At 70.3% G+C, this 21,899-nt stretch carries 15 protein-coding genes; 6 read left to right on the top strand and 9 right to left on the bottom strand.

Translation table 11 applies throughout. The features are described from left to right. Positions 1 to 63 precede the first annotated feature (63 nt). Positions 64 to 1,575 (bottom strand): depupylase/deamidase Dop, encoded by a 1,512-nt coding sequence (gene dop / locus AC5L3C_RS30695; RefSeq protein ID WP_493652251.1) that lies wholly within the window; start codon positions 1,573 to 1,575, stop codon positions 64 to 66. Positions 1,576 to 1,807: 232 nt separating this feature from the next. Next, the gene (gene arc / locus AC5L3C_RS30690) at positions 1,808 to 3,574 is read right to left on the bottom strand and encodes a proteasome ATPase (RefSeq protein WP_493652250.1); all 1,767 of its coding nucleotides are present in this window, start codon (positions 3,572 to 3,574) and stop codon (positions 1,808 to 1,810) included. A gap of 251 nt (positions 3,575 to 3,825) precedes the next feature. Between arc and AC5L3C_RS30685 the strand changes: the two genes are divergently transcribed. Beyond that, a complete protein-coding gene (locus AC5L3C_RS30685) occupies positions 3,826 to 4,125 on the top strand; it encodes a ferredoxin (protein ID WP_493652248.1) in 300 nt (99 codons plus the stop codon). Positions 4,126 to 4,205: 80 nt separating this feature from the next. Here the strand turns inward: AC5L3C_RS30685 and AC5L3C_RS30680 are convergent, their stop codons facing one another. From AC5L3C_RS30680 to AC5L3C_RS30670, 3 genes are all read right to left on the bottom strand, one after another. Beyond that, positions 4,206 to 4,784: a hypothetical protein gene (locus AC5L3C_RS30680; protein ID WP_493652246.1), complete on the bottom strand. Its 579-nt coding sequence runs from the start codon at positions 4,782 to 4,784 to the stop codon at positions 4,206 to 4,208. A 197-nt stretch (positions 4,785 to 4,981) separates the two neighbouring features. After that, positions 4,982 to 5,884: a tRNA (adenine-N1)-methyltransferase gene (locus tag AC5L3C_RS30675; protein WP_366750754.1), complete on the bottom strand. Its 903-nt coding sequence runs from the start codon at positions 5,882 to 5,884 to the stop codon at positions 4,982 to 4,984. A 77-nt stretch (positions 5,885 to 5,961) separates the two neighbouring features. Beyond that, on the bottom strand, positions 5,962 to 7,548 hold the full coding sequence (locus tag AC5L3C_RS30670) for a site-2 protease family protein (RefSeq protein WP_493652244.1): 1,587 nt from the start codon (positions 7,546 to 7,548) through the stop codon (positions 5,962 to 5,964). A 774-nt stretch (positions 7,549 to 8,322) separates the two neighbouring features. Between AC5L3C_RS30670 and AC5L3C_RS30665 the strand changes: the two genes are divergently transcribed. Both AC5L3C_RS30665 and AC5L3C_RS30660 read left to right on the top strand, forming a co-directional pair. After that, the gene (locus tag AC5L3C_RS30665) at positions 8,323 to 9,267 is read left to right on the top strand and encodes a RecB family exonuclease (protein ID WP_493652243.1); all 945 of its coding nucleotides are present in this window, start codon (positions 8,323 to 8,325) and stop codon (positions 9,265 to 9,267) included. Between the two features lie 14 nt (positions 9,268 to 9,281). Beyond that, positions 9,282 to 9,953, top strand: coding sequence for a response regulator (locus AC5L3C_RS30660; RefSeq protein WP_493652241.1), 672 nt, complete (start codon positions 9,282 to 9,284; stop codon positions 9,951 to 9,953). Positions 9,954 to 10,025: 72 nt separating this feature from the next. Here AC5L3C_RS30660 and AC5L3C_RS30655 read toward each other — a convergent pair whose 3' ends face one another. The 4 genes from AC5L3C_RS30655 to metH all read right to left on the bottom strand — a co-directional run bounded on the left by AC5L3C_RS30655 (position 10,026) and on the right by metH (position 18,058). Next, complete coding sequence (locus AC5L3C_RS30655) at positions 10,026 to 11,606, bottom strand: ABC transporter substrate-binding protein (protein ID WP_493652240.1); 1,581 nt, start codon at positions 11,604 to 11,606, stop codon at positions 10,026 to 10,028. Between the two features lie 57 nt (positions 11,607 to 11,663). Continuing rightward, a complete protein-coding gene (locus tag AC5L3C_RS30650) occupies positions 11,664 to 13,271 on the bottom strand; it encodes an ABC transporter substrate-binding protein (RefSeq protein WP_493652239.1) in 1,608 nt (535 codons plus the stop codon). A gap of 445 nt (positions 13,272 to 13,716) precedes the next feature. Continuing rightward, complete coding sequence (locus AC5L3C_RS30645; RefSeq protein ID WP_493652237.1) at positions 13,717 to 14,418, bottom strand: HAD family hydrolase; 702 nt, start codon at positions 14,416 to 14,418, stop codon at positions 13,717 to 13,719. A gap of 127 nt (positions 14,419 to 14,545) precedes the next feature. Then, positions 14,546 to 18,058 carry a methionine synthase gene (gene metH / locus AC5L3C_RS30640; RefSeq protein WP_493652235.1) on the bottom strand — a complete coding sequence of 1,171 codons (3,513 nt, stop codon included), beginning with the start codon at positions 18,056 to 18,058 and terminating at the stop codon, positions 14,546 to 14,548. A gap of 299 nt (positions 18,059 to 18,357) precedes the next feature. Here metH and AC5L3C_RS30635 point away from each other — a divergent pair, with 299 nt between their 5' ends. From AC5L3C_RS30635 to glpK, 3 genes are all read left to right on the top strand, one after another. Next, positions 18,358 to 19,122 carry an IclR family transcriptional regulator gene (locus AC5L3C_RS30635; RefSeq protein WP_125507900.1) on the top strand — a complete coding sequence of 255 codons (765 nt, stop codon included), beginning with the start codon at positions 18,358 to 18,360 and terminating at the stop codon, positions 19,120 to 19,122. A gap of 358 nt (positions 19,123 to 19,480) precedes the next feature. Beyond that, positions 19,481 to 20,275, top strand: coding sequence for an MIP/aquaporin family protein (locus AC5L3C_RS30630; RefSeq protein ID WP_493652233.1), 795 nt, complete (start codon positions 19,481 to 19,483; stop codon positions 20,273 to 20,275). A gap of 83 nt (positions 20,276 to 20,358) precedes the next feature. Further along, positions 20,359 to 21,897 carry a glycerol kinase GlpK gene (gene glpK / locus AC5L3C_RS30625; RefSeq protein WP_493652232.1) on the top strand — a complete coding sequence of 513 codons (1,539 nt, stop codon included), beginning with the start codon at positions 20,359 to 20,361 and terminating at the stop codon, positions 21,895 to 21,897. The last annotated feature ends 2 nt before the right edge of the window (positions 21,898 to 21,899 follow it).

Raw genomic sequence — 21,899 nt, 5'->3', positions numbered from 1 at the left:
TTCCCGGACCCGGCGGTTTCCACCCTGTCCGGCCGGCCCTTCCCGGGGTACCCCGGTACCCGCTCAGTTTCCCGACAACACCCTGACCAGGTCTTCTGCCGTGCGGCAGCGGTCCAGGAGCTCCTTGACGTGATTACGCGTTCCGCGAAGCGGTTCCAGGGTTGGGACCCGCTGGAGCGAGTCCCGGCCCGGCAGATCGAAGATCACCGAGTCCCAGGAGGCCGCCGCGACGTCGTCCGCGTACTGCTCCAGGCACCGGCCGCGGAAGTAGGCCCTGGTGTCCTCAGGAGGCGCCGTACGGGCCCGCTCGACCTCGGCCTCGTCCAGCAGCCGCTTCATGCGCCCGCGGGCCACCAGACGGTTGTACAGGCCCTTGTCGGGCCGTACGTCGGCGTACTGCAGGTCCACCAGGTGCAGCCGGGCCGCGTCCCAGTCCAGGCCGTCCCTGCGCCGGTAGCCCTCCATGAGCTCCCGCTTGGCCACCCAGTCCAGCTCTCCGGCCAGGCTCATCGGGTCGTTCTCCAGCCGGGTCAGCGTGTCCTCCCAGCGGCCCAGCACGTCCTTGGTCTGCTCGTCGGCGTCCGCCCCGAACCGCTCCTCGACGTACTTGCGGGCCAGCTCGAAGTACTCCATCTGGAGCTGCACCGCGGTCAGCGTCCGCCCGCTGCGCAGCGTGACGAGCCGCTTCAGCGAGGGATCGTGCGAGACCTGGTGCAGGGTCCGTACGGGCTGGTCGACGGCCAGGTCCACGGCGATGAACCCGTCCTCGATCATGGACAGCACCAGAGCCGTGGTGCCCAGCTTCAGATACGTCGAGATCTCGGACAGGTTCGCGTCGCCGATGATCACATGCAGCCGGCGGTACTTCTCGGCGTCGGCGTGCGGCTCGTCGCGCGTGTTGATGATGGGCCGCTTCAGCGTCGTCTCCAGACCCACCTCGACCTCGAAGTAGTCCGCGCGCTGACTGATCTGGAAGCCGTGCTCGTGGCCGTCCTGGCCGATTCCGACGCGGCCGGCGCCGGTGAAGACCTGGCGGGAGACGAAGAACGGCGTCAGGTGGCGCACGATGTCCGAGAAGGGGGTCTCCCGCTTCATCAGGTAGTTCTCGTGCGTCCCGTAGGAGGCGCCCTTGTTGTCGGTGTTGTTCTTGTAGAGGTGGATCGGCTGGGCGCCGGGAAGCTGGGCCGCGCGCTCCGCCGCCTCGGCCATGATCCGCTCCCCGGCCTTGTCCCAGAGGACGGCGTCGCGCGGGTTGGTGACCTCGGGCGCGCTGTACTCCGGATGGGCGTGGTCCACGTAGAGCCGCGCGCCGTTGGTCAGGATGACGTTGGCCAGGCCGATGTCCTCGTCGGTGAGCTGGCTGGCGTCGGCGGCCTCACGGGCGAGGTCGAAGCCTCGCGCGTCCCGCAGCGGGTTCTCCTCCTCGAAGTCCCAGCGGGCCCGGCGGGCCCGGTGCATCGCCGCCGCGTAGGCGTTCACGATCTGGGACGAGGTGAGCATGGCATTGGCGTTGGGGTGGCCGGGGACGGAGATCCCGTACTCCGTCTCGATGCCCATTACTCGCCGTACGGTCATGCGGCCCTCCTTGCCCGGCGGCGTCCCCGGTCGGGGGCGCTGCTGTACCGCTGGCGCTCCGGTGCGTGTGCGGTGCCCGTCCCCGCACTGCGCGACTCGGCGGTACGGACGAGCCTAGAACGCCTTCGCCCTGGTGGGGAGATCATTTGCGTCATTGGGTGCTCCAGCCGTGGCCCCGAAAAACAGTCGGCTGCGGGTACCCCGCTGAGGGCACCCGCAGCCGCCCTGGCTTTTACAGGTACTGACCGGTATTCGCCACCGTGTCGATGGAGCGTCCGGTGTCCGCGCCCTGCTTTCCGGTGATGAGCGTACGGATGTAAACAATCCGCTCGCCCTTCTTTCCGGAGATGCGGGCCCAGTCGTCCGGGTTGGTGGTGTTGGGCAGGTCCTCGTTCTCCTTGAACTCGTCCACGCAGGCCTGGAGCAGGTGGGAGACGCGCAGACCCTTATGGCTCTTCTCCAGGAAGTCCTTGATCGCCATCTTCTTGGCGCGGCCCACGATGTTCTCGATCATGGCGCCGGAATTGAAGTCCTTGAAGTAGAGGACTTCCTTGTCGCCGTTGGCGTAGGTGACTTCCAGGAAGCGGTTCTCCTCCGATTCGGCGTACATCTGTTCCACCGCGGTCTGGATCATGCTCTGGACCGTCATGGACTTGTCGCCGCCGTGCTCGGCGAGGTCGTCGCCGTGCAGCGGGAGGCGCTCGGTGAGGTACTTGCCGAAGATGTCCTTGGCCGCCTCGGCGTCCGGACGCTCGATCTTGATCTTCACATCCAGCCGGCCGGGACGCAGGATGGCGGGGTCGATCATGTCCTCACGGTTGGAGGCACCGATCACCACCACGTTCTGCAGGCCCTCCACGCCGTCGATCTCGGCGAGCAGCTGGGGGACGATGGTGTTCTCCACGTCCGAGCTGACGCCGGAGCCACGGGTGCGGAAGAGCGACTCCATCTCGTCGAAGAAGACGATGACGGGGGTGCCCTCGCTGGCCTTCTCCCGGGCCCGCTGGAAGACCAGGCGGATCTGCCGCTCGGTCTCGCCGACGTACTTGTTCAGCAGCTCGGGGCCCTTGATGTTGAGGAAGAAGCTCTTGCCGGCGGCCTGGCCGGTGACCTCGGCGACCTTCTTGGCCAGCGAGTTGGCGACGGCCTTGGCGATGAGCGTCTTGCCGCATCCGGGCGGCCCGTACAGCAGCACACCCTTGGGCGGCCGCAGTTCGTGCTCCTTGAACAGGTCCGGGTAGAGGTAGGGCAGCTCGACCGCGTCGCGGATGGCCTCGATCTGGCCGCCGAGACCGCCGATCTGGTCGTAACCGATGTCGGGGACTTCCTCGAGGACGAGCTCCTCGACCTCGCTCTTCGGCACCACCTCGTAGACGTATCCCGAGCGGGGCTCCATGAGCAGGGCGTCGCCGGGGCGGATGGTGACGTCCAGCAGCGGCTCGGCGAGCCGCACCACCCGCTCCTCGTCGGTGTGCCCGAGCACCAGGGCCCGCTCGCCGTCCTCGAGGATCTCCTTGAGGGTGACGATGTCGCCGACACGCTCGAACTCCATGGCCTCGACCACGTTGAGCGCTTCGTTGAGCATCACTTCCTGGCCGCGCCGGAGCTCGTCCAGCTCGACGCTGGGGCTGACGTTCACCCGCAGCTTTCTGCCGCCGGTGAAGATGTCGGCCGTGCCGTCCTCGTTCGCCGTGAGGAAGACACCGAAGCCGGCCGGCGGCTGTGCGAGCCGGTCGACCTCTTCCTTGAGGGCCACGATCTGGTCACGGGCCTCACGGAGCGTGCCCGCGAGTCGTTCGTTCTGGGCGGACACGCCGGCCAGGTTGGTCTGCAGCTCGACGATCCGCTCTTCGAGAATCCTCGTGTGTCGCGGAGAGTCGGCGAGCTTGCGTCGCAGGACGGCGATCTCCTGCTCAAGGTAGGCGATCTGCCCGGCCGGGTCGTCGGACCCGCGTCCCGGGCGGATGCCGCGGTTCATGTCGTCGTCGTGGGCTGCCACGGTCCTCACCTCCTCCAAGGGGAGCTGGACGCTTCCAGACCCTACCTGGGCGGGTGTCGATTGAAACCCCTAGATCACAAAGACGGTCGGGGTGTGTCCGATCTTCACCCTTGCGCTCTCCCTCACGCCAGGGGAATACCCACCGATGATGATTGGAACCCAGGCGAAGGTAGGGTCGACGTGTTCAACACCCGTCGGAGCTGGCCGGATTCCCGTCCGGCCCGACTCAGGAAACGGCAGGGGAGACGAGCGTGCAGCAGGAGGCCGGAGCAGGCGGCGAGGCCTTGGAGGTCTGGATCGACCAGGACCTGTGCACCGGCGACGGCATCTGCGCCCAGTACGCGCCGGAGGTGTTCGAGCTGGACATCGACGGGCTGGCGTACGTGAAGAGCCCGCAGGACGAGCTGCTGCAGGACAAGGGGGCGACAACGCCCGTGCCGCTGCCGCTTCTCACGGATGTGATCGACTCCGCGAAGGAGTGCCCGGGCGAGTGCATCCACGTCCGCCGGGTCGCGGACCGGGCCGAGGTCTACGGGCCGGACGCCGCGTGACGGGTACGGCACGGCGCGTCACCACTGTCTGACTTCTCACACTGCGGGAGCGCGCGCCCCGGCACACGCCCGCGCGCGGGTCACACGCTCTTCGCTCCGGACGGCGCGGACCGCACGAACGCGCCGTTCTCCCACCGCCACTTCACGCTCTCACGCGTGTCGGGGCAGCAATTGGGCACGTTCTCGGAGGAGTAGCCGAGGAGGGTGGCGACGGCCTCTCCGTCGCGTACGGCGAAGTCGTCGACGCTGATGCGGTCCTGTGGGTCGACGAGGGTGGCCACCACGCGCGGTGCGCCGGCGCCGGCGGCCCGGGTCACGACGTACACGCCGTCGGGCGGGGTGCCCATGGCGGCGTCGCAGTGCACGACCGCGACCGTTTCCGGCCGGCCGTCGCCGTCGAGGTCGCCGGACGCCTTCTTCTCCACCACCGCCTTCACCGGGCCGCAGTCGAGGGGGAACTCGACGGCCGCGGGGTCGGGCGGGGCGACGTCCGCGGGGGCGCTCTTCGTCTGCGGTCCCGGGGTCGGGGCCGCGGTCGCGGCGTCGGGACCCAGGACGGAGGAGAGGGCCACGACACCGGCGAGGGCCGTGGCGGTGGCGACCCAGTGGATCGGGCGGGCGTGCGTGTGAGCGAGCTCCGGGACGGCGGAAGGCTGCACGAGGAGTGTCTCCTGTGAGGGCTGTGCCGGTGGGGGTGGCCAGCATCGTGCCACACGTCACAGTACGGAGGGAACGCCGGGGTGTGCGGTTTCGGTCCCCACGGCCGGGACCAACGCGAAAGCGCCGTGGCGCAGTTCCGGAACCCGGTCGGGAACTGCGCCACGGCGCCCGTACGTTGCGGGAGTGGCGGGCCTCGTCAGCGGGCGGTGCCTCCGTCGGCGTTGGGGCCGGCGTAGTCCTCGCCGTAGGCGCCCTTGGCGGGGCGGCGGCGGCGCATGGGCGGCTCGACGCCGTCGGCGAGCCGGCGGGCGGTGAGCAGGAAGCCGGTGTGGCCGATCATCCGGTGGTCCGGGCGGACGGCCAGGCCCTCGATGTGCCAGTTGCGGATCATCGTCTCCCAGGCGGTCGGCTCGTTGAAGCAGCCGATCTCGCGGATGGACTCGACGGTCCGGGCGAGCTGGGTGGTGGTGGCGACGTAGCAGCAGAGGATGCCGCCGGGGACGAGCGCCTTGGAGACGGCCTCCAGGCACTCCCAGGGGGCGAGCATGTCGAGGATGACGCGGTCGACGTCCGTGTCGGACAGGTTGTCCTGGAGGTCGCCGACGGTGAGCTGCCAGGCGGGGTGCGGTCCGCCGAAGTAGCGCTCGACGTTCTGCCGGGCGATGTCGGCGAAGTCCTCGCGGCGCTCGTAGGAGTGCAGCATGCCCTGGTCGCCGATGGCGCGCAGCAGGAAGCTGCTGAGCGAGCCGGAGCCCACGCCGGCCTCCACGACGCGCGCGCCGGGGAAGATGTCGGCGAAGGCGAGGATCTGCCCCGCGTCCTTCGGGTAGACGACGGCTGCCCCGCGGGGCATGGACAGGACGTAGTCGGGGAGCAGGGGGCGCAGCGCGAGGTAGGCGACGTTGCCGGTGGTGCGGACGACGCTGCCTTCGGGAGCACCGATCAGTTCGTCGTGGGGGAAGGAACCCTTGTGGGTGTGGAAATTCTTCCCGGCCTCGAGCGTGAACGTGTAGTGGCGGCCCTTGGGGTCGGTCAGCTGAACCTGGTCCCCGACCTTGAAGGGCCCGCGCCTGCGGGCGGCACCGGTCGGTTCGGACATGTGACCAGCCTACCGTTCCCCGGGCCCCCTCCTGACCGTGGGCGCCCGGGCCGGGTCCGTCGTGGCCGGGGCGCGGTTCAGCTGGGCCGTGCCATGGCCTTGACGAAGGCGCGCTCCACGTCCGCCGCGGACAGGACGCCGTAGATCTCCCCGGTTTCCTCGACGACGAGGTACTCGGTGGCCGGCGCCGCGCGCAGGGCCTCCAGCAGGTCCTCTCCGGCGAGCTCGGCGGAGACGCGCATGCCGTCGGTGATGTCCTGGGCGAGACCGCCGACCGGGACCCACGGGCGGCGGTGTTCGGGTACGCCGACGATGGCCGCCTCGCGGACCAGGGAGACGGGTACGCCCTCGGAGTCGATGACGACCAGGGCGCGGGCCCCGGCGGCGTTGGCGCGGCGCAGTGCCTCGGAGAGGGGGGTGTCGCTCTCGACGGGCACCGCGCGGCGGGTGAGCGTGCGGGCGCGCAGCTCGGGCAGGTGCTCCCGGAGCCGGGCCATGCGCAGGCTGTTGCCGGCGCCGGTCCAGATGATCGCGGCGAGGATGGCGGCGAGCAGGGCGTCCAGGACGGTGTCCATGCCGACGTTGTCGACGGCGTCGGAGCCGAGGGCCCCGGACTGGGTGAGCAGCGGGAGGCCGATCAGGACGGCGACGGCGAGGGCGCGGCCCACCCAGGCGGCGGCGATGGTGCCGGTCATCGGCTTGCCGCTGATCGCCCAGACGACGGCGCGGAGCATGCGGCCGCCGTCGAGGGGGAGGCCGGGCAGGAGGTTGAAGACGGCGACGATGAGGTTGGAGATCATCAGGCCGGCCAGCAGCACCCCGGGGACGCTGCTGGGGTCGACCGCGAGCAGGGCGAGGTAGAACAGGCCGGACAGGACCAGGGAGAGCAGCGGTCCGACGAAGGCCAGCACGAACTCCCGGCCGGGTGTCTCGGCCTCCTTCTCGATCTCGGAGACGCCGCCGAAGAACTGCAGCTGGATGCGGCGCACCGGCAGTTTGAAGCGGAGGGCGGCGAGGGTGTGGGCGAGCTCGTGGACGAGTACGGAGCCGTAGAAGGCGACGGCGAAGAACAGGGAGACCAGATAGCTGGCGGCGCCGAGCTCGGGCAGCACCCGGTCGATCTGACCGCCGAAGACCCAGGTGATGAGGATGGCGACGAGGAACCAGCTGGGCGCCACGTACACGGGCACACCGAACGGCCGCCCCATCAGCAGCCCGCCCCGCTGCCGCTCCTCCGGCCGGTGCGGCCCGCCCTCGGAGTGGGCCGGCCCACGACCGGCGCGCTGCGGCCCGCCGGGAGCCCCGGAGCCCCCCGGCGCGGCCCCGTTGCCTGCGGCGCCGTTGCGGCCGCCCGGCCGCTCCGGTCCCGATGCCGCGCCCCCCTGCGACGCAGCAGACGCGCCGCCACGGTCCGAGGCGCCGGAGTCACCGGCCCCCGGCCCAGGACGGGCAGCGGCATCGGCCGCCCCGTCTCGCGACGCGTCGGCCGCGTGATCCGTCGCGCCCGCGGGATGACCGGCCGGCTCACCCGGACGATCCGCGGAAGCACCGGGACCAAGCGGTCCCGGGGATGAACTCCCCTGCGGCGCGGCAAGCACCGTGGTGGCAGGGTCCGTGGTGCCCGGACGGGCGTCCGCCCCGGACGACTCGCCGGCTTGCGGCACGGTGCCCGCATGATCCGTGGCACCCCCAGGGCGACCGGCCGGCTCACCCGGACGATCCGCGGAAGCACCGGGGCGGTCCTCTCCCGGTGACGAGCCGCGATGCGGCGCGGGCGCCGGGGCCGCATGGTCGACGGTGCCCGCGTGGGGACCCGTCGGCGCGTCAGCGCCCGGACGGTCGGTGGAGGCACCGCGCCCGTCCGACCCGGGCGACGAACCCTCCCGCGACGCCACGGACGCGTGATCCGTGGCGCCCGCAGGCGGTGCACCGGGGCCCGGACGGGCCGTGGTACCGGGGCCTTCCGACCCGGGCGACGAACCCTCCCGCGACGGCACGGACGCGTGATCCGTGGCGCCCGCGGTCGGTGCGCCGGGGCCTTCCGGGCCGGGCGACGCGGGTTCCCGTGACGCGGCGGGTTCGGGGGTGCCGTCCGCGGCCGCGGGCGGGCCGGGCGGCGTGGCAGGGGCGGGGTGGGTGTCGGTGGGGTCGGGCTCGGTGGGTGGGGGTGTGGGGTTGACGGGGGCCTGGGGTCGGCGCCCCGTGTGGTGGGCCGACTCGTCGTTGCCGGGCCGCGGCTGCCCGCGCCCGCCGCTTACGTCCACCGGTGTCCCCTCGTTCGCTGCGGTTCCCGCGCCTGCCGGACGGGAGGTCTCATGTCGATGGTATGCGGCGATCGCCGCCCCTTCCGCCCCGGCACCCCTGTCTCCACCCCTCATTCCCCATCCGTCCCTGCCTGCACATCACAGTGTCAGTGGCGGGCCGTAAGGTCTGTGTTCATGGAGACGAGCACCGAGGGCGCGGCGCCCCCCGACAGCAGCGCGGTCCCGGCCGGGACCGCGGTGGACGCGGTCGTGGTGACCGGGGCCCCCGTCATACCGCCGGCGTCGCTGTCCCCTTCGCGTGCGAGTGACTTCATGCAGTGCCCGCTGCTGTACCGGTTCCGGGTGATCGACCGGCTGCCGGAGAAGCCGAGCGAGGCGGCGACCCGGGGCACGCTGGTGCACGCGGTGCTGGAGCGGCTCTTCGACGCCCCCGCGGCCGAGCGCACCGCGCCGCGGGCGAAGGCGCTGGTGCCGGGCCAGTGGGACCGGCTGCGGGAGACGCGCCCGGAGGTCGTGGAGCTGTTCGCCGACGACCCCGGCGGCGAGCGGCTCGCCCGCTGGCTGGCGGAGGCGGAGGCCCTGGTCGAGCGCTGGTTCGGGCTGGAGGATCCGACCCGACTCGAGCCCGCCGAGCGGGAGCTGTTCGTCGAGGCGGAGCTGGAGTCGGGGCTGCGGCTGCGCGGCATCATCGACCGGGTCGACGTGGCCCCCACCGGCGAGGTCCGGATCGTCGACTACAAGACGGGCAAGGCGCCCCGCCCCGAGTACGCCGAGGGTGCGCTGTTCCAGATGAAGTTCTACGCGCTGGTCGTCTGGCGCCTGAAGCAGGTGATCCCGCGCCGGCTCCAGCTGGTGTACCTGGGCAGCGGTGACGTGCTGACCTACGACCCGGTGCGCGCCGACCTGGAGCGGGTCGAGCGCAAGCTGCTCGCGCTGTGGGACGCGATCCGGCGGGCGACGGAGACGGGTGACTGGCGTCCGCGCCCGACGAAGCTGTGCGGCTGGTGCGATCACCAGGCCCACTGTCCCGAGTTCGGCGGTACTCCCCCGCCGTACCCGCTCCCGGTGAGGGCGGCTGAGTCCGGCGGCGGCCATCAGGGCAGAATGGGGCCGGACTAGCGAAGGAGACTTACGTGGCCATCCGCGTCCTACTGGTCGACGACCAGCCGCTGCTGCGCACCGGGTTCCGGATGATTCTGGAGGCCGAGCAGGACATCGCGGTCGTCGGCGAGGCCGGAGACGGCCTCCAGGCCCTGGACCAGGTGCGGGCGCTCCAGCCCGATGTCGTGCTGATGGACATCCGCATGCCGCGGATGGACGGGGTGGAGGCGACCCGGCAGATCACCGGGCCCGAACGCAACGGGCCGGCGAAGGTGCTGGTGCTGACGACGTTCGACCTCGACGAGTACGTGGTGGAGGCGCTGAAGGCGGGGGCCAGCGGCTTCCTGCTGAAGGACGCCCCGGCCAACGAGCTGGTGCAGGCGATCCGCGTGGTGGCCGCCGGTGAGGCGATGCTCGCGCCGAGCATCACGCGCCGGCTGCTGGACAAGTACGCCACGCATCTGCCCTCCGGTGACGAACCGGTGCCGGACACGCTGCACACGCTGACCGAGCGTGAGGTGGAGGTGCTGAAGCTGGTGGCGCGCGGGCTGTCCAACGCGGAGATCGCCGCCGACCTGTTCGTCAGCGAGACCACCGTGAAGACGCACGTCGGTCATGTGCTGACCAAGCTGGGCCTGCGCGACCGGGTGCAGGCCGCGGTGTACGCCTACGAGAGCGGGCTGGTGCGCCCCGGCACGCAGTAGCGCGGCGGCGCAAGGGACAGAACGAGGGCGCCCTCCCGGCCGGGAGGGCGCCCTCGTCGTGCGCGTCGGGCGTCAGCTCTTGCTGAGCTCCCAGAACCGGAACACGGTCGAGGCGTCGAGGCAGTACTCCACGCCGTACACACCGTCCTGGACGACCGCGTACTGCTTGGCCTGCCAGACCGGGAGGACGGGGATGTCCTCGGCGACGATGTCCTGGATCCGGCCGAACTCCCTGTCGGTGGCGGCGCGGTCCCGCTGGGCGGCGGTGCGCGGGAGCAGCGTCCCGGTGATCGTGTGGTTGTCGTAGTGGTTGTCCAGCACGTTGCCCTCGCCGAAGAAGGGCCCGGTGAAGTTGTCGGCGTCCGGGTAGTCCGGGACCCATCCCTTGACGTAGACGCCGTACTTGCCGGCGGTGATGTCCTTCTCGTACTGGGCGAAGGGGACGGACTTCACGTCGGCGTCGAAGAGTCCGCTCGCGTTGAGCTGCCCCGCGATCGCCTTCAGTTCCTGGTCGGTGGCCGGGCCGTAGCGGGTCGGGGTGGACCACAGGGTCAGCTTCACCTTGCCGCTGATGCCCTCCTCCGCCAGCGCCGCGGCGGCCTTCGCCTTGGAGGGGCGGGCGCCGTAGGTGTCGAAGAAGGCGGTGTTGTGGCCCGCGACGCCGGCCGGGACGATCGAGTACAGCGGGGTGGCCGTGCCCTCGTAGACGTCCTGGATCAGGGCGTCACGGTCGAGGAGATGGGCCATGGCCTTGCGCACGCCGGGCTTTGCGGCGACCGGGTGGTCCATGTTGAAGACGAGGTGCTGGACCTCGGCGCTGCTGCCCTCGACGACCTCGATGCCGCCGGTGCCGCGGTCGGCCTCCTCGATGCCGGCGATGGCCCCGGCGGTGAGACCGCGGTAGGCGATGTCGACCTCGGCATCCTGGACGGCCTGTTGCAGCCCCTTCTGGTCGCCGTGGAAGAACTCCGGTGTCACGCCGGTGTTCTTGGGCTCCGCGCTGCCCCGGTAGTGCTCGTTGACGGAGAACACGGCGCGGTCGTTGCCGAACGACTCCAGCCTGTACGGGCCGGAGCCGACCGCTTCACCGTCCTCGCGGAGCCCGGCGGCGTCGTACTCGCGGTGGTCGACGATGGATCCGGCGCCGGAGGCGATCTTGCTGGGGAAGGTGGCGTCGGCCGTGTTGAGTTCGAAGACGACCGTCCGCGCGTCGGGGGTGGTGACCTTCTCCAGCGTCGGGAACATCACCGCCGGGCCGTCCGGGTCGTTGATCTTCAGCATGCGGTCGAAGGAGAACTTCACGTCCTTCGAGGTGAGCGGGTCACCCTTGCTGAACGTCAGCCCGTCCCGCAGGGTGCAGGTGTACACCTTGGTCGCGGCGTCCGAGAAGTCGCAGCTCTCGGCGGCGTCGGGCCGGGGCTCGGTGGCACCCTTGGGGAAGTGCAGCAGCGACTGGAAGACGTTGTTGAACAACAGCCAGGAGCCGGGGTCGTAGCCGGAGGCGGGGTCGGTGGCCAGGACGTCGTCGGACATCCCCACCACGATGCCGGAGCCGTCGGCTCCCGTGCCGTTCTGGGTACCGCAGCCGGTCAACAGACCGGAGGCCGGCCCCGCCACGAGGGGCAGGACCGGCCACTGGTTGCGCAGATTCACGTGTTGTGCCTTGTTCGTTCTGTGTGCCCGGAGCGCGCAGGGCACCGTGCAGGTCCGTCAGCCGCTGGCGCCGCGTCCGAGCTCCCACAGCTGGAGAGTGGCGGACGAGTTGAGGGCGTAGGCGGTGCCGGTGATGCCATCGCGGGTGGCGATGAACTGCTTGCCCTGCCACAGCGGGAGCACCGGGACCTCGTCGGCGACGATGTCCTGGATCTCCGTGATGCTGTCGGAGGCGGACAGCCGGTCGGCCTGACGGCGCGACTCCGGGAGCAGATCCTTGCGGATCTCCTCGTTGGCGTAGGGCGAGTTGAGGAAGTTGTCCTTGTCGAGGAAGGGCGAGAGGAAGGCGTCGGCGTCCGGGTAGTCGGGGAACCAGCCCATGCCGTAGACGTCGTACTTGCCCTTGCGGCCGCCGGGGCTGAAGTCGTTCCAGGGCACGCCCTCGATGTCGGTCTGGAACAGGCCGCTGTCGTTGAGCTGCTTGCTCAGCTGCTCGAACTCGGCCTTGGTCGCGGGACCGTAGTGGTCGGTCGTGTAGTGCAGCGTCACCTTCACCGGCGTGCTGACGCCGGCCCCGTCGAGCAGCTGGCGGGCCTTGGCCACGTTCGGGTCGCCGTACTTGTTGAAGAACGCGTTGTTGTGGCCGGTGACGCCGGCGGGGACCAGCGAGAACAGCGGCTGGGCCTGCGTGCCGTAGACGTTGCCGACCAGCTTGCCGCGGTCGATGATCTGGGCCATCGCCTGGCGGACGGCCTTGTCCTCGACGGTCTCGGCCTTGGTGTTGAAGGCCAGGTACCGGATCTCCAGACCCGGGGACTCGACGAGTTCGATCTCGCCGTCGTTCGCGTTGGCGAGCTTCTGGATCTGCTCGGGCGACATGGAGCGGGTCATGACCTGGATGTCCCCCTTCTCCAGCGCCTCCCCCATCTCCTCGGAGGTTTCGAAGGTCCGCATCTCGACCTTCTCGTTGTTCACCTTCAACGCGCCCTTGTAGTTGCCGTTCTTGGTGAACGTCGCCTTGACGATGTGGTTGTCCTCGACATCGGCGTCGATCGTGTACGGCCCGGAGCCGCTGATCTCGAAGCCCTCGCGCAGCTTGTTCTTCTCGTAGTCGTCCGGGTTGACGATGCCCGCGACCGGAGTGGACAGCTTGTACGGGAAGGTGGCGTCGGCGGCCTTGAGGTGGAAGATCACCTCGTCGTCGCCCTGCGTCTCGACGGTGTCGATGGTGGACAGCAGCGCGAACACCAGGCTGTCGGCCTCGATGGCGAGGGCGCGCTCGATGGAGAACTTCACATCGGCCGCGGTGATCGCGTCGCCGTTGGAGAACTTGAGGCCGTCGCGCAGCTTGCAACTGTAGCGCTCGTTGCCGGCGTCGGTGAATCCGCAGGACTTGGCCGCGTCGGGCACCGGCTCGCCGTCGCCGCGGGGCTGCACCATCAGCGTCTGCACGGTCTGCCGCAGGATGTTCCAGGTACCGACGTCATAGGCGAAGGCCGGATCGAGAGGCGCGAGACCGTCCTCCTCCGATGCGGTGAACCGGTCCGTGGTGCCCACAACGATCGCATCGCCGTCGCCGCTCCCGCCCTCGGTGTCGCCGCAGGCGGCGAGCACCGGCGCGAGCAGGCCCATCGCGGCCGCCAGCACCAAAGTCTTGCGGTTCATGCTCGAGTTTCTCCAGGACTGTCGACTCCGTGTATCCGGCATGCAGGGTTGTCGCAGCGGATCACATGGATGGGGGCGGGGTTCTCGCGACGACATTAGTCCGCGCTCGCAGGAGGGTTCGCAGCCCCCGGAGTTGACCGCTCATCACGCAGTGAAACCGGGTGTGAACGGATCGGCGAAGGTGACCCGGGAAGGATTAGTGCAGGTTCACATCAATCAGGACACAAGGGCGCACCGGTGACGTCCGAAATCGGATGGAGGGCACATTGGGACATCGTTGTCGACCCCCTTGCATGTGGTGAACCTCACATGTGAAAAGGGGATCCGGGACGCCGGAATTCGGCCACCGGCAACCGGAGCGAATTGTTTCGGGCATCCGCCCGTCACCGGTGACCGAGTGGCGGCAATTCCGGTTTTCCGTTCCGCGGCACGCTGGGTGAACGGCCTAGCGCATTTCCGTCATCAGCCCGCGCAGGAACGTCAGGTCCACTGCTTCCAGCGAGGGAACGACGGTGCGCCGGGCGGCCGACGTGATGGGGCCCACCGACGGCACCGCGACGACCTGGCAGCCGGCCGCCTCGGCGGCGGTCACCCCGGTCACGGTGTCCTCGACGACGGCGCACCGCACGGGGTCCGCGCCGAGCCCCGCGGCGGCCGCGAGATACGGGTCGGGGTGCGGCTTGGTCCGCGGCACCTCGTCACCGGCGACCGACAGCGCGAAGTGCTGCGGCCCCAGCGTGGTCAGGACCCGGTCGATGATGCGCCGGTGGGACGCGGAGACGAGCGCCGTGGGGATCCGGTGCTCGGCGAGCTCGGCGAGCAGCCGGGCGGCGCCCGGCATCAGCGGCAGGGCGCGGTCGATGCGGTCCTCGAAGCCGTCGTTGAGCAGCACCGTCAGCTCGGCAAGGGAGATGTCGGCACCGGTCGCCTCGATGAGAAACCCCGCGCTGCGGGTCATCGGGCCGCCGACCACGACATGGCGCCAGGCGTCGTCGAGGGTGTGGCCGAGGGAGGCGAACACCTCGACCTCGACGTCCCACCAGAAGCCCTCGGTGTCCACCAGGGTGCCGTCCATGTCGAGGAGCACGGCCTGGAGGGCCGAGCCTTCGGCCGTAAGAGTTCCGAGCGCGGGGACCGTACTGGTCATCCACGTACCTCCTTGAGGGAAGATCAGGCCGGTTCCCACGAGGGGAACCGGCCTGCGGTGGACCGACCAGTGTACGTCGTGCGGGCCGCGCATGCCTGGTGTGACCTGTGCGACGCCGCGCGGGGCCTCAGCGGGCGTTGAAGTACTTGGCCTCCGGGTGGTGGATCACGATGGCGTCCGTGGACTGCTCCGGGTGCAGCTGGAACTCCTCGGAGAGGCGGACGCCGATGCGTTCCGGCTCGAGCAGACCGGCGATCTTGGCGCGGTCCTCCAGGTCCGGGCAGGCGCCGTAGCCGAGGGAGAAGCGGGCGCCGCGGTACTTCAGGGCGAACATGTCCTCCATCGCGGCCGGGTCCTCCGCCGCGAAGCCGAGCTCGGAGCGCACCCGTGCGTGCCAGTACTCGGCGAGCGCCTCGGCCAGCTGCACGGACAGCCCGTGGAGCTCCAGGTAGTCGCGGTAGGCGTTGGCCTCGAACATCCGCGCGGTCTCCTCGCCGATGCGGGAGCCGACGGTGACGACCTGGAGGCCCACGACATCCCTCTCGCCGGACTCCTCGGGGCGGAAGAAGTCCGCCAGGCACAGGCGGCGTCCGCGGCGCTGGCGCGGGAAGGTGAAGCGGGTGCGCTCGTTGCCCTGCTCGTCCAGGATGATCAGGTCGTCGTCCTTGGAGACGCACGGGAAGTAGCCGTAGACCACGGCCGCCTCCAGCAGGTTCTCCGTCTGCAGCCGGTCCAGCAGCCCGCGCAGCCTGGGCCGTCCCTCGCTCTCGACGAGCTCCTCGTACGTCGGTCCCGCGCCGGTGCGGGCCTGCTTGAGGCCCCACTGGCCCTTGAAGAGGGCGCCCTCGTCGAGCCAGGCCGCGTACTCCTTGAGCTGGATGCCCTTGATGACGCGGGTGCCCCAGAAGGGCGGCTCGGGGACCGGGTTGTCGGTGGCGACGTCGGAGCGGACGTGTCCGGCCTCGGGACGCTCCTCGATCTCCACGGTGGCGGCCCGGACCCGGCGCTGCTTCAGCTCGGGGAGCTGGGCGCCGGGGACGCCGCGCTTGATGCCGATGAGGGCGTCCATCAGGCGCAGGCCCTCGAAGGCGTCGCGGGCGTAGCGGACCTCGCCCTGGTAGATCTCGTGGAGGTCCTGCTCGACGTAGGCGCGGGTGAGGGCGGCGCCGCCGAGGATGACGGGGTAGTCGGCCGCCAGTCCGCGCTGGTTGAGCTCCTCGAGGTTCTCCTTCATGATCACCGTGGACTTCACCAGCAGGCCGGACATGCCGATGACGTCGGCCTTGTGCTGGTCGGCGGCGTCCAGGATCGCGGAGACGGGCTGCTTGATGCCCAGGTTGACCACGTTGTAGCCGTTGTTCGACAGGATGATGTCGACCAGGTTCTTGCCGATGTCGTGCACGTCCCCGCGCACGGTGGCCAGCACGATCGTGCCCTTGCCGGCCTCGTCGGTCTTCTCCATGTGCGGCTCCAGATGCGCCACCGCGTTCTTCATCACCTCGGCGGACTGCAGCACGAACGGCAGCTGCATCTGCCCGGAGCCGAACAGCTCGCCGACCACCTTCATGCCGTCCAGCAGGGTGTCGTTGACGATGTCCAGCGCCTTGCGCGTCTGGAGTGCCTCGTCGAGGTCGGCCTGCAGGCCGTCGCGCTCACCGTCGATGATCCGCCGCTTCAGCCGCTCCTCCAGCGGCAGCGCGGCCAGCTCCTCGGCCTTGCCCGCCTTCAGGGACTTCGCGGTGGCGCCCTCGAACAGCTGCATGAGCTTCTGCAGCGGGTCGTAGCCCTCGCGCCGCCGGTCGTGGATCAGGTCCAGGGCGGTGGTGACCTCCTCCTCGCTGAACCGCGCGATCGGCAGGATCTTCGACGCGTGGACGATCGCGGAGTCCAGGCCCGCCTTGACGCACTCGTCCAGGAAGACGGAGTTCAGCAGGATGCGGGCGGCCGGGTTCAGCCCGAAGGAGATGTTCGACAGGCCCAGGGTGGTCTGCACGCGCGGGTGGCGCCGCTTCAGCTCGCGGATGCCCTCGATGGTCGCCAGGCCGTCGCGCCGGGACTCCTCCTGGCCGGTGCAGATGGTGAAGGTCAGGCAGTCGATGAGGATGTCCTCCTCGTGGATGCCCCAGTTGCCGGTGAGGTCCTCGATCAGCCGCTCGGCGATCTCGACCTTCTTCTCGGCGGTCCTGGCCTGCCCCTCCTCGTCGATGGTCAGCGCGATCAGCGCCGCCCCGTGCTCCCGCGCCAGCTGGGTCACGCGTGCGAACCGGGACTCCGGCCCCGCGCCGTCCTCGTAGTTCACCGAGTTGATCACCGCGCGTCCGCCGAGTTGCTCCAGCCCCGCCCGGATGACGTCCACCTCGGTGGAGTCCAGCACGATCGGCAGGGTGGAGGCGGTGGCGAACCGGCCGGCCAGCTCCCGCATGTCCGCCACGCCGTCCCGGCCGACGTAGTCCACACACAGGTCGAGCATGTGGGCGCCCTCGCGGATCTGCTCCCGCGCGAGCTCCACACAGGCCTCCCAGCGGCCCTCCAGCATCGCCTCGCGGAACTTCTTCGACCCGTTCGCGTTCGTCCGCTCACCGATCGCCAGGTAGGACGTGTCCTGGCGGAACGGAACGGTCTGGTAGAGGGAGGCGGCGCCGGGCTCCGGGCGCGGGTCGCGCTCGGCCGGGGCCACGTCCCTGACCCGCTCGACGAGCCGGCGCAGGTGCTCGGGCGTGGTGCCGCAGCAGCCGCCCACCAGCGACAGGCCGTAGTCGCGGACGAAGGTCTCCTGCGCGTCCGCCAGCTCTCCCGCGCTCAGCGGATAGCGGGCACCGTCCTTGGTCAGCTCCGGCAGGCCGGCGTTCGGCATGCAGGACAGCCGGACGCGGGAGTGGCGGGCGAGGTAGCGCAGGTGTTCGCTCATCTCCGCCGGGCCGGTGGCGCAGTTCAGGCCGATCATGTCGATGCCCAGGGGCTCCAGCGCCGTCAGCGCCGCACCGATCTCCGAGCCCAGCAGCATCGTGCCCGTGGTCTCCACCGTCACCGACACGATCAGCGGGACGTCGTACCCGGCGGTCTCCATCGCGCGGCGGGCGGCGATCACGGAGGCCTTGGTCTGCAGCAGGTCCTGCGTCGTCTCCACCAGCAGCGCGTCCGCGCCGCCGGCGAGCAGTCCCTCCGCGTTCTGCTGGTAGGCGTCGCGGATGGCGGTGAACGTGGTGTGGCCGAGGGTGGGCAGCTTGGTGCCGGGGCCCATCGAGCCCAGGACCCAGCGCGGCCGGCCGTCCCGCGCGGCGAACTCGTCGGCGGCCTCGCGGGCGATGCGCGCGCCCGCCTCGGACAGCTCGGTGACGCGCTCGGGGATGTCGTACTCGCCCAGGGCGGTCAGGTTCGCGCCGAAGGTGTTGGTCTCGACGCAGTCCACTCCGGCGTCGAAGTAGGCGGAATGGACCGAACGGACGATGTCCGGGCGGGTCAGGTTCAGGATCTCGTTGCAGCCCTCGAGGTTCTGGAAGTCCTCGAGGGTGGGGTCCTGGGCCTGGAGCATGGTGCCCATCGCTCCGTCGGCGACCACCACGCGGGTGGCGAGCGCCTCTCGGAGAGCGGACGCGCGGGTCCGGCTGTCGGCGGCGGGGGTCAGCGGCAACGAGGCCATGAAAGGGGCTCCCTCAGGTGCGACGGCTGTCGGCTTTGCGGCTGTCCGGAAAGCTGCTGTTCGCACTTTCCGGCAGGGCGCACGCCGTCAGGGTATCCGGGACCGCGCCCTGATGTTCAGGGCGTCCAGGGGGCGGACGATGATGGCCGACACGCGGTGTGCGGAGGAGGAGTTGCCCGACCGAATCCCGGCCGACCATTGGCACAAGGTCGACATGGACCGGTAGTGTTCGGCATTGCCGAACATCGGCAGCGGCGCGTCGCGGGTCGGCGGTCGAAGGGGACGGAGGCAGGACGGCGATGGCACGGAACATCCAGTCGCTCGAACGGGCGGCGGCGATGCTGCGGCTGCTCGCGGGCGGCGAGCGGCGGCTCGGCCTGTCGGACATCGCCTCGTCGCTGGGCCTGGCCAAAGGCACCGCCCACGGCATCCTGCGCACCCTCCAGCAGGAGGGGTTCGTCGAGCAGGACGACGTCTCCGGGCGCTATCAGCTGGGCGCCGAGCTGCTGCGCCTGGGCACCACCTATCTCGACGTGCACGAGCTGCGGGCGCGCGCCCTGGTGTGGACGGACGACCTGGCCCGTTCCAGCGGCGAGAGCGTCTATCTCGGGGTCCTGCACCAGCAGGGCGTGCTGATCGTGCACCACGTCTTCCGGCCCGACGACAGCCGGCAGGTGCTGGAGATCGGCGCCATGCAGCCGCTGCACTCCACGGCCCTGGGCAAAGTACTGTCGGCCTACGACCCGGTGGCCCACAGCGAGGCCCTGGAGGCCGACCGCAAGGCCTTCACCGACCGCACGGTGTGCGACCTCGACGCCTTCGAGCACATCCTCGACCTCACCCGCGCGCGCGGGTACGCGGCGGACGTGGAGGAGACCTGGGAGGGTGTCGCCTCCCTCGCCGCCCCCATCCACGACCGGCGGCGCATGCCGGTGGGCGCGGTCGGCATCGCCGGGGCGGTGGAGCGGCTGCGCCGGGACGGCGAGCTGCGGCCCGAGCTGATCGCGGCGGTGCGGGACTGCGCCCGCGCGGTCTCGCGGGACCTGGGCGCCGCGCGCTTCTGAGCCCACGACGGAGGACGACCGGGGTGCCGTACGGCATTCCGGTCGCCTTCGCGCGTGCGGGCGTGCGCACCCGCGGGGGGGGGCGGCCGGGCGCATGCGCGGGCAGGCAGCGGAGGCGCCGCGGAGATCGGCGGCGCGGGCGATCAGTAACGATCCCGTTTTCGGCAACCAGACTCTTGACGCATCCGTGACGCCGGGAAAGACTCCCGTCCATCGGTCGGCATTGTCGAACACCTACCGGCAATACGCGCTAGAGTGTGACAACGCCAAGGGCCGGCATCGCTCTCACCCCTGAGGGCGCCAATCCCCGGTGGGACCCGGGGGTCGGCTCCCTGGACGAAGGACAAAGGAGTCGCGGGTGTCCAGCTCCGACATCTTCATCGGCGAGACCATCGGTACCGCCATACTCATCCTGCTCGGCGGCGGCGTGTGTGCCGCCGTGACGCTCAAGGCCTCCAAGGCCCGCAACGCCGGCTGGCTCGCCATCGCCTTCGGGTGGGGCTTCGCCGTCATGACGGCGGTGTACATCGCGGGGCCCCTCTCCGGCGCCCACCTCAATCCGGCCGTGACCGTGGCGCTCGCCATCAAGGACGACGAGTGGAGCAACGTTCCGACCTACTTCGCCGGTGAGTTCCTCGGCGCGATGATCGGTGCGACCCTGGTCTGGGCGGCCTACTACGGCCAGTTCCACGCGCACCTCACCGACAAGGAGATCGTCGGCGGTCCGGGGGCCCAGGCCACCGCCGCCAAGTCCGTCGAGGCGCAGGAGAAGGGCGCGGGCCCCGTGCTCGGCATCTTCTCCACCGGCCCGGAGATCCGGCACACGGTGCAGAACCTCACCACGGAGATCATCGGCACCGCGGTACTGCTGCTGGCCGTGCTCACCCAGGGCCTCAACGACGCGGGCAACGGCCTCGGTGTGCTGGGCGGTCTGATCACGGCGCTCGTGGTCGTCTCGATCGGTCTGTCCCTCGGCGGCCCGACCGGGTACGCGATCAACCCGGCCCGCGACCTCGGACCGCGCATCGTGCACGCCCTGCTGCCGCTGCCGAACAAGGGCGGCTCGGACTGGTCGTACGCCTGGGTCCCGGTGGTGGGACCGCTGATCGGCGGCGCTCTCGCGGCCGGTCTCTACAACGTCGCCATCGCGTAGGTGACCGAGTCGCAGAAAACAGCGAATGTTGTAGAAGCGCCGCACATACAGCCCCGTAACCAAGGAACAGCCAGGAGCACACAGTGACCGACGCCCACACCGCCGGCCCGTTCATCGCAGCCATCGACCAGGGCACCACCTCGTCCCGCTGCATCGTCTTCGACCGCGACGGACGCATCGTCTCCGTCGACCAGAAGGAACACGAGCAGATCTTCCCCAAGCCGGGCTGGGTCGAGCACGACGCCACCGAGATCTGGACCAACGTCCAGGAGGTGGTCGCCGGAGCCGTCGAGAAGGCGGGCATCACCCGCGACGACATCAAGGCCATCGGCATCACCAACCAGCGCGAGACCACCGTGCTGTGGGACAGGAACACCGGCGAGCCCGTCCACAACGCCATCGTCTGGCAGGACACCCGCACCGACGCCCTGTGCCGCGAGCTCGGCCGCAACGTCGGCCAGGACCGCTTCCGCCGCGAGACCGGTCTCCCCCTCGCCTCCTACTTCGCCGGCCCCAAGGCGCGCTGGCTGCTCGACAACGTCGAAGGGCTCAAGGAGCGCGCCGAGGCCGGCGACATCCTCTTCGGCACCATGGACACCTGGGTCATCTGGAACCTGACCGGCGGCGTCGACGGCGGCCACCACGTCACCGACGTCACCAACGCCTCCCGCACCATGCTGATGAACCTGCACACCATGCGGTGGGACGAGAAGATCGCCGAGTCCATCGGCGTGCCGCTGGCGATGCTGCCCGAGATCCGCTCCTCCGCCGAGGTCTACGGCGAGATCAAGGGCGGCAAGCTGGGCGACCTGCTCGGCGGCATCCCGGTCGCCTCCGCGCTGGGCGACCAGCAGGCGGCCCTGTTCGGCCAGACCTGCTTCTCCGAGGGCGAGACCAAGTCGACCTACGGCACCGGCACCTTCATGGTGATGAACACCGGTGACAAGATCATCAACTCCTACAGCGGCCTGCTGACCACCGTCGGCTACAAGATCGGCGACCAGGACACGGTCTACGCCCTGGAGGGCTCGATCGCCGTCACCGGATCCCTGGTGCAGTGGATGCGCGACCAGATGGGCCTGATCTCCACGGCCGCCGAGATCGAGACCCTCGCGCTGTCCGTGGAGGACAACGGCGGCGCCTACTTCGTGCCGGCCTTCTCCGGCCTGTTCGCCCCGTACTGGCGCTCCGACGCCCGCGGTGTGATCGCGGGCCTGACCCGGTACGTCACCAAGGCGCACCTCGCGCGCGCCGTGCTGGAGGCCACCGCCTGGCAGACGCGGGAGATCGCGGACGCCATGACGAAGGACTCCGGCGTGGAGCTCACCGCCCTCAAGGTCGACGGCGGCATGACCTCCAACAACCTGCTGATGCAGACGCTCTCGGACTTCCTGGACGCCCCCGTGGTGCGTCCGATGGTCGCCGAGACCACCTGCCTCGGCGCCGCCTACGCCGCCGGCCTGGCCGTCGGCTTCTGGAACAGCACCGACGACCTGCGCGCCAACTGGCGGCGGGCCGCCGAGTGGACCCCCCGCATGGACGCGGAGACCCGCGACCGTGAGTACAAGAGCTGGCTCAAGGCCGTCGAGCGGACCATGGGCTGGCTCGAGGACGAGGAGTAAGA

The sequence above is a fragment of the Streptomyces speibonae genome (genome assembly GCF_984686075.1).
The sequence above is the reverse complement of the archived record's forward strand: the minus strand, read 5'-3'. Positions and strand labels throughout refer to the sequence as shown.

Bases quoted from the DNA above. Each gene is read 5' to 3' on its own strand.
- dop (WP_493652251.1), bottom strand. From the start codon at position 1,575: ATGACCGTACGGCGAGTAATGGGCATCGAGACGGAGTACGGGATCTCC.
- AC5L3C_RS30675 (WP_366750754.1), bottom strand. From the start codon at position 5,884: ATGTCCGAACCGACCGGTGCCGCCCGCAGGCGCGGGCCCTTCAAGGTC.
- metH (WP_493652235.1), bottom strand. From the start codon at position 18,058: ATGGCCTCGTTGCCGCTGACCCCCGCCGCCGACAGCCGGACCCGCGCG.
- AC5L3C_RS30645 (WP_493652237.1), bottom strand. From the start codon at position 14,418: ATGACCAGTACGGTCCCCGCGCTCGGAACTCTTACGGCCGAAGGCTCG.
- AC5L3C_RS30635 (WP_125507900.1), top strand. From the start codon at position 18,358: ATGGCACGGAACATCCAGTCGCTCGAACGGGCGGCGGCGATGCTGCGG.
- AC5L3C_RS30665 (WP_493652243.1), top strand. From the start codon at position 8,323: ATGGAGACGAGCACCGAGGGCGCGGCGCCCCCCGACAGCAGCGCGGTC.
- AC5L3C_RS30650 (WP_493652239.1), bottom strand. From the start codon at position 13,271: ATGAACCGCAAGACTTTGGTGCTGGCGGCCGCGATGGGCCTGCTCGCG.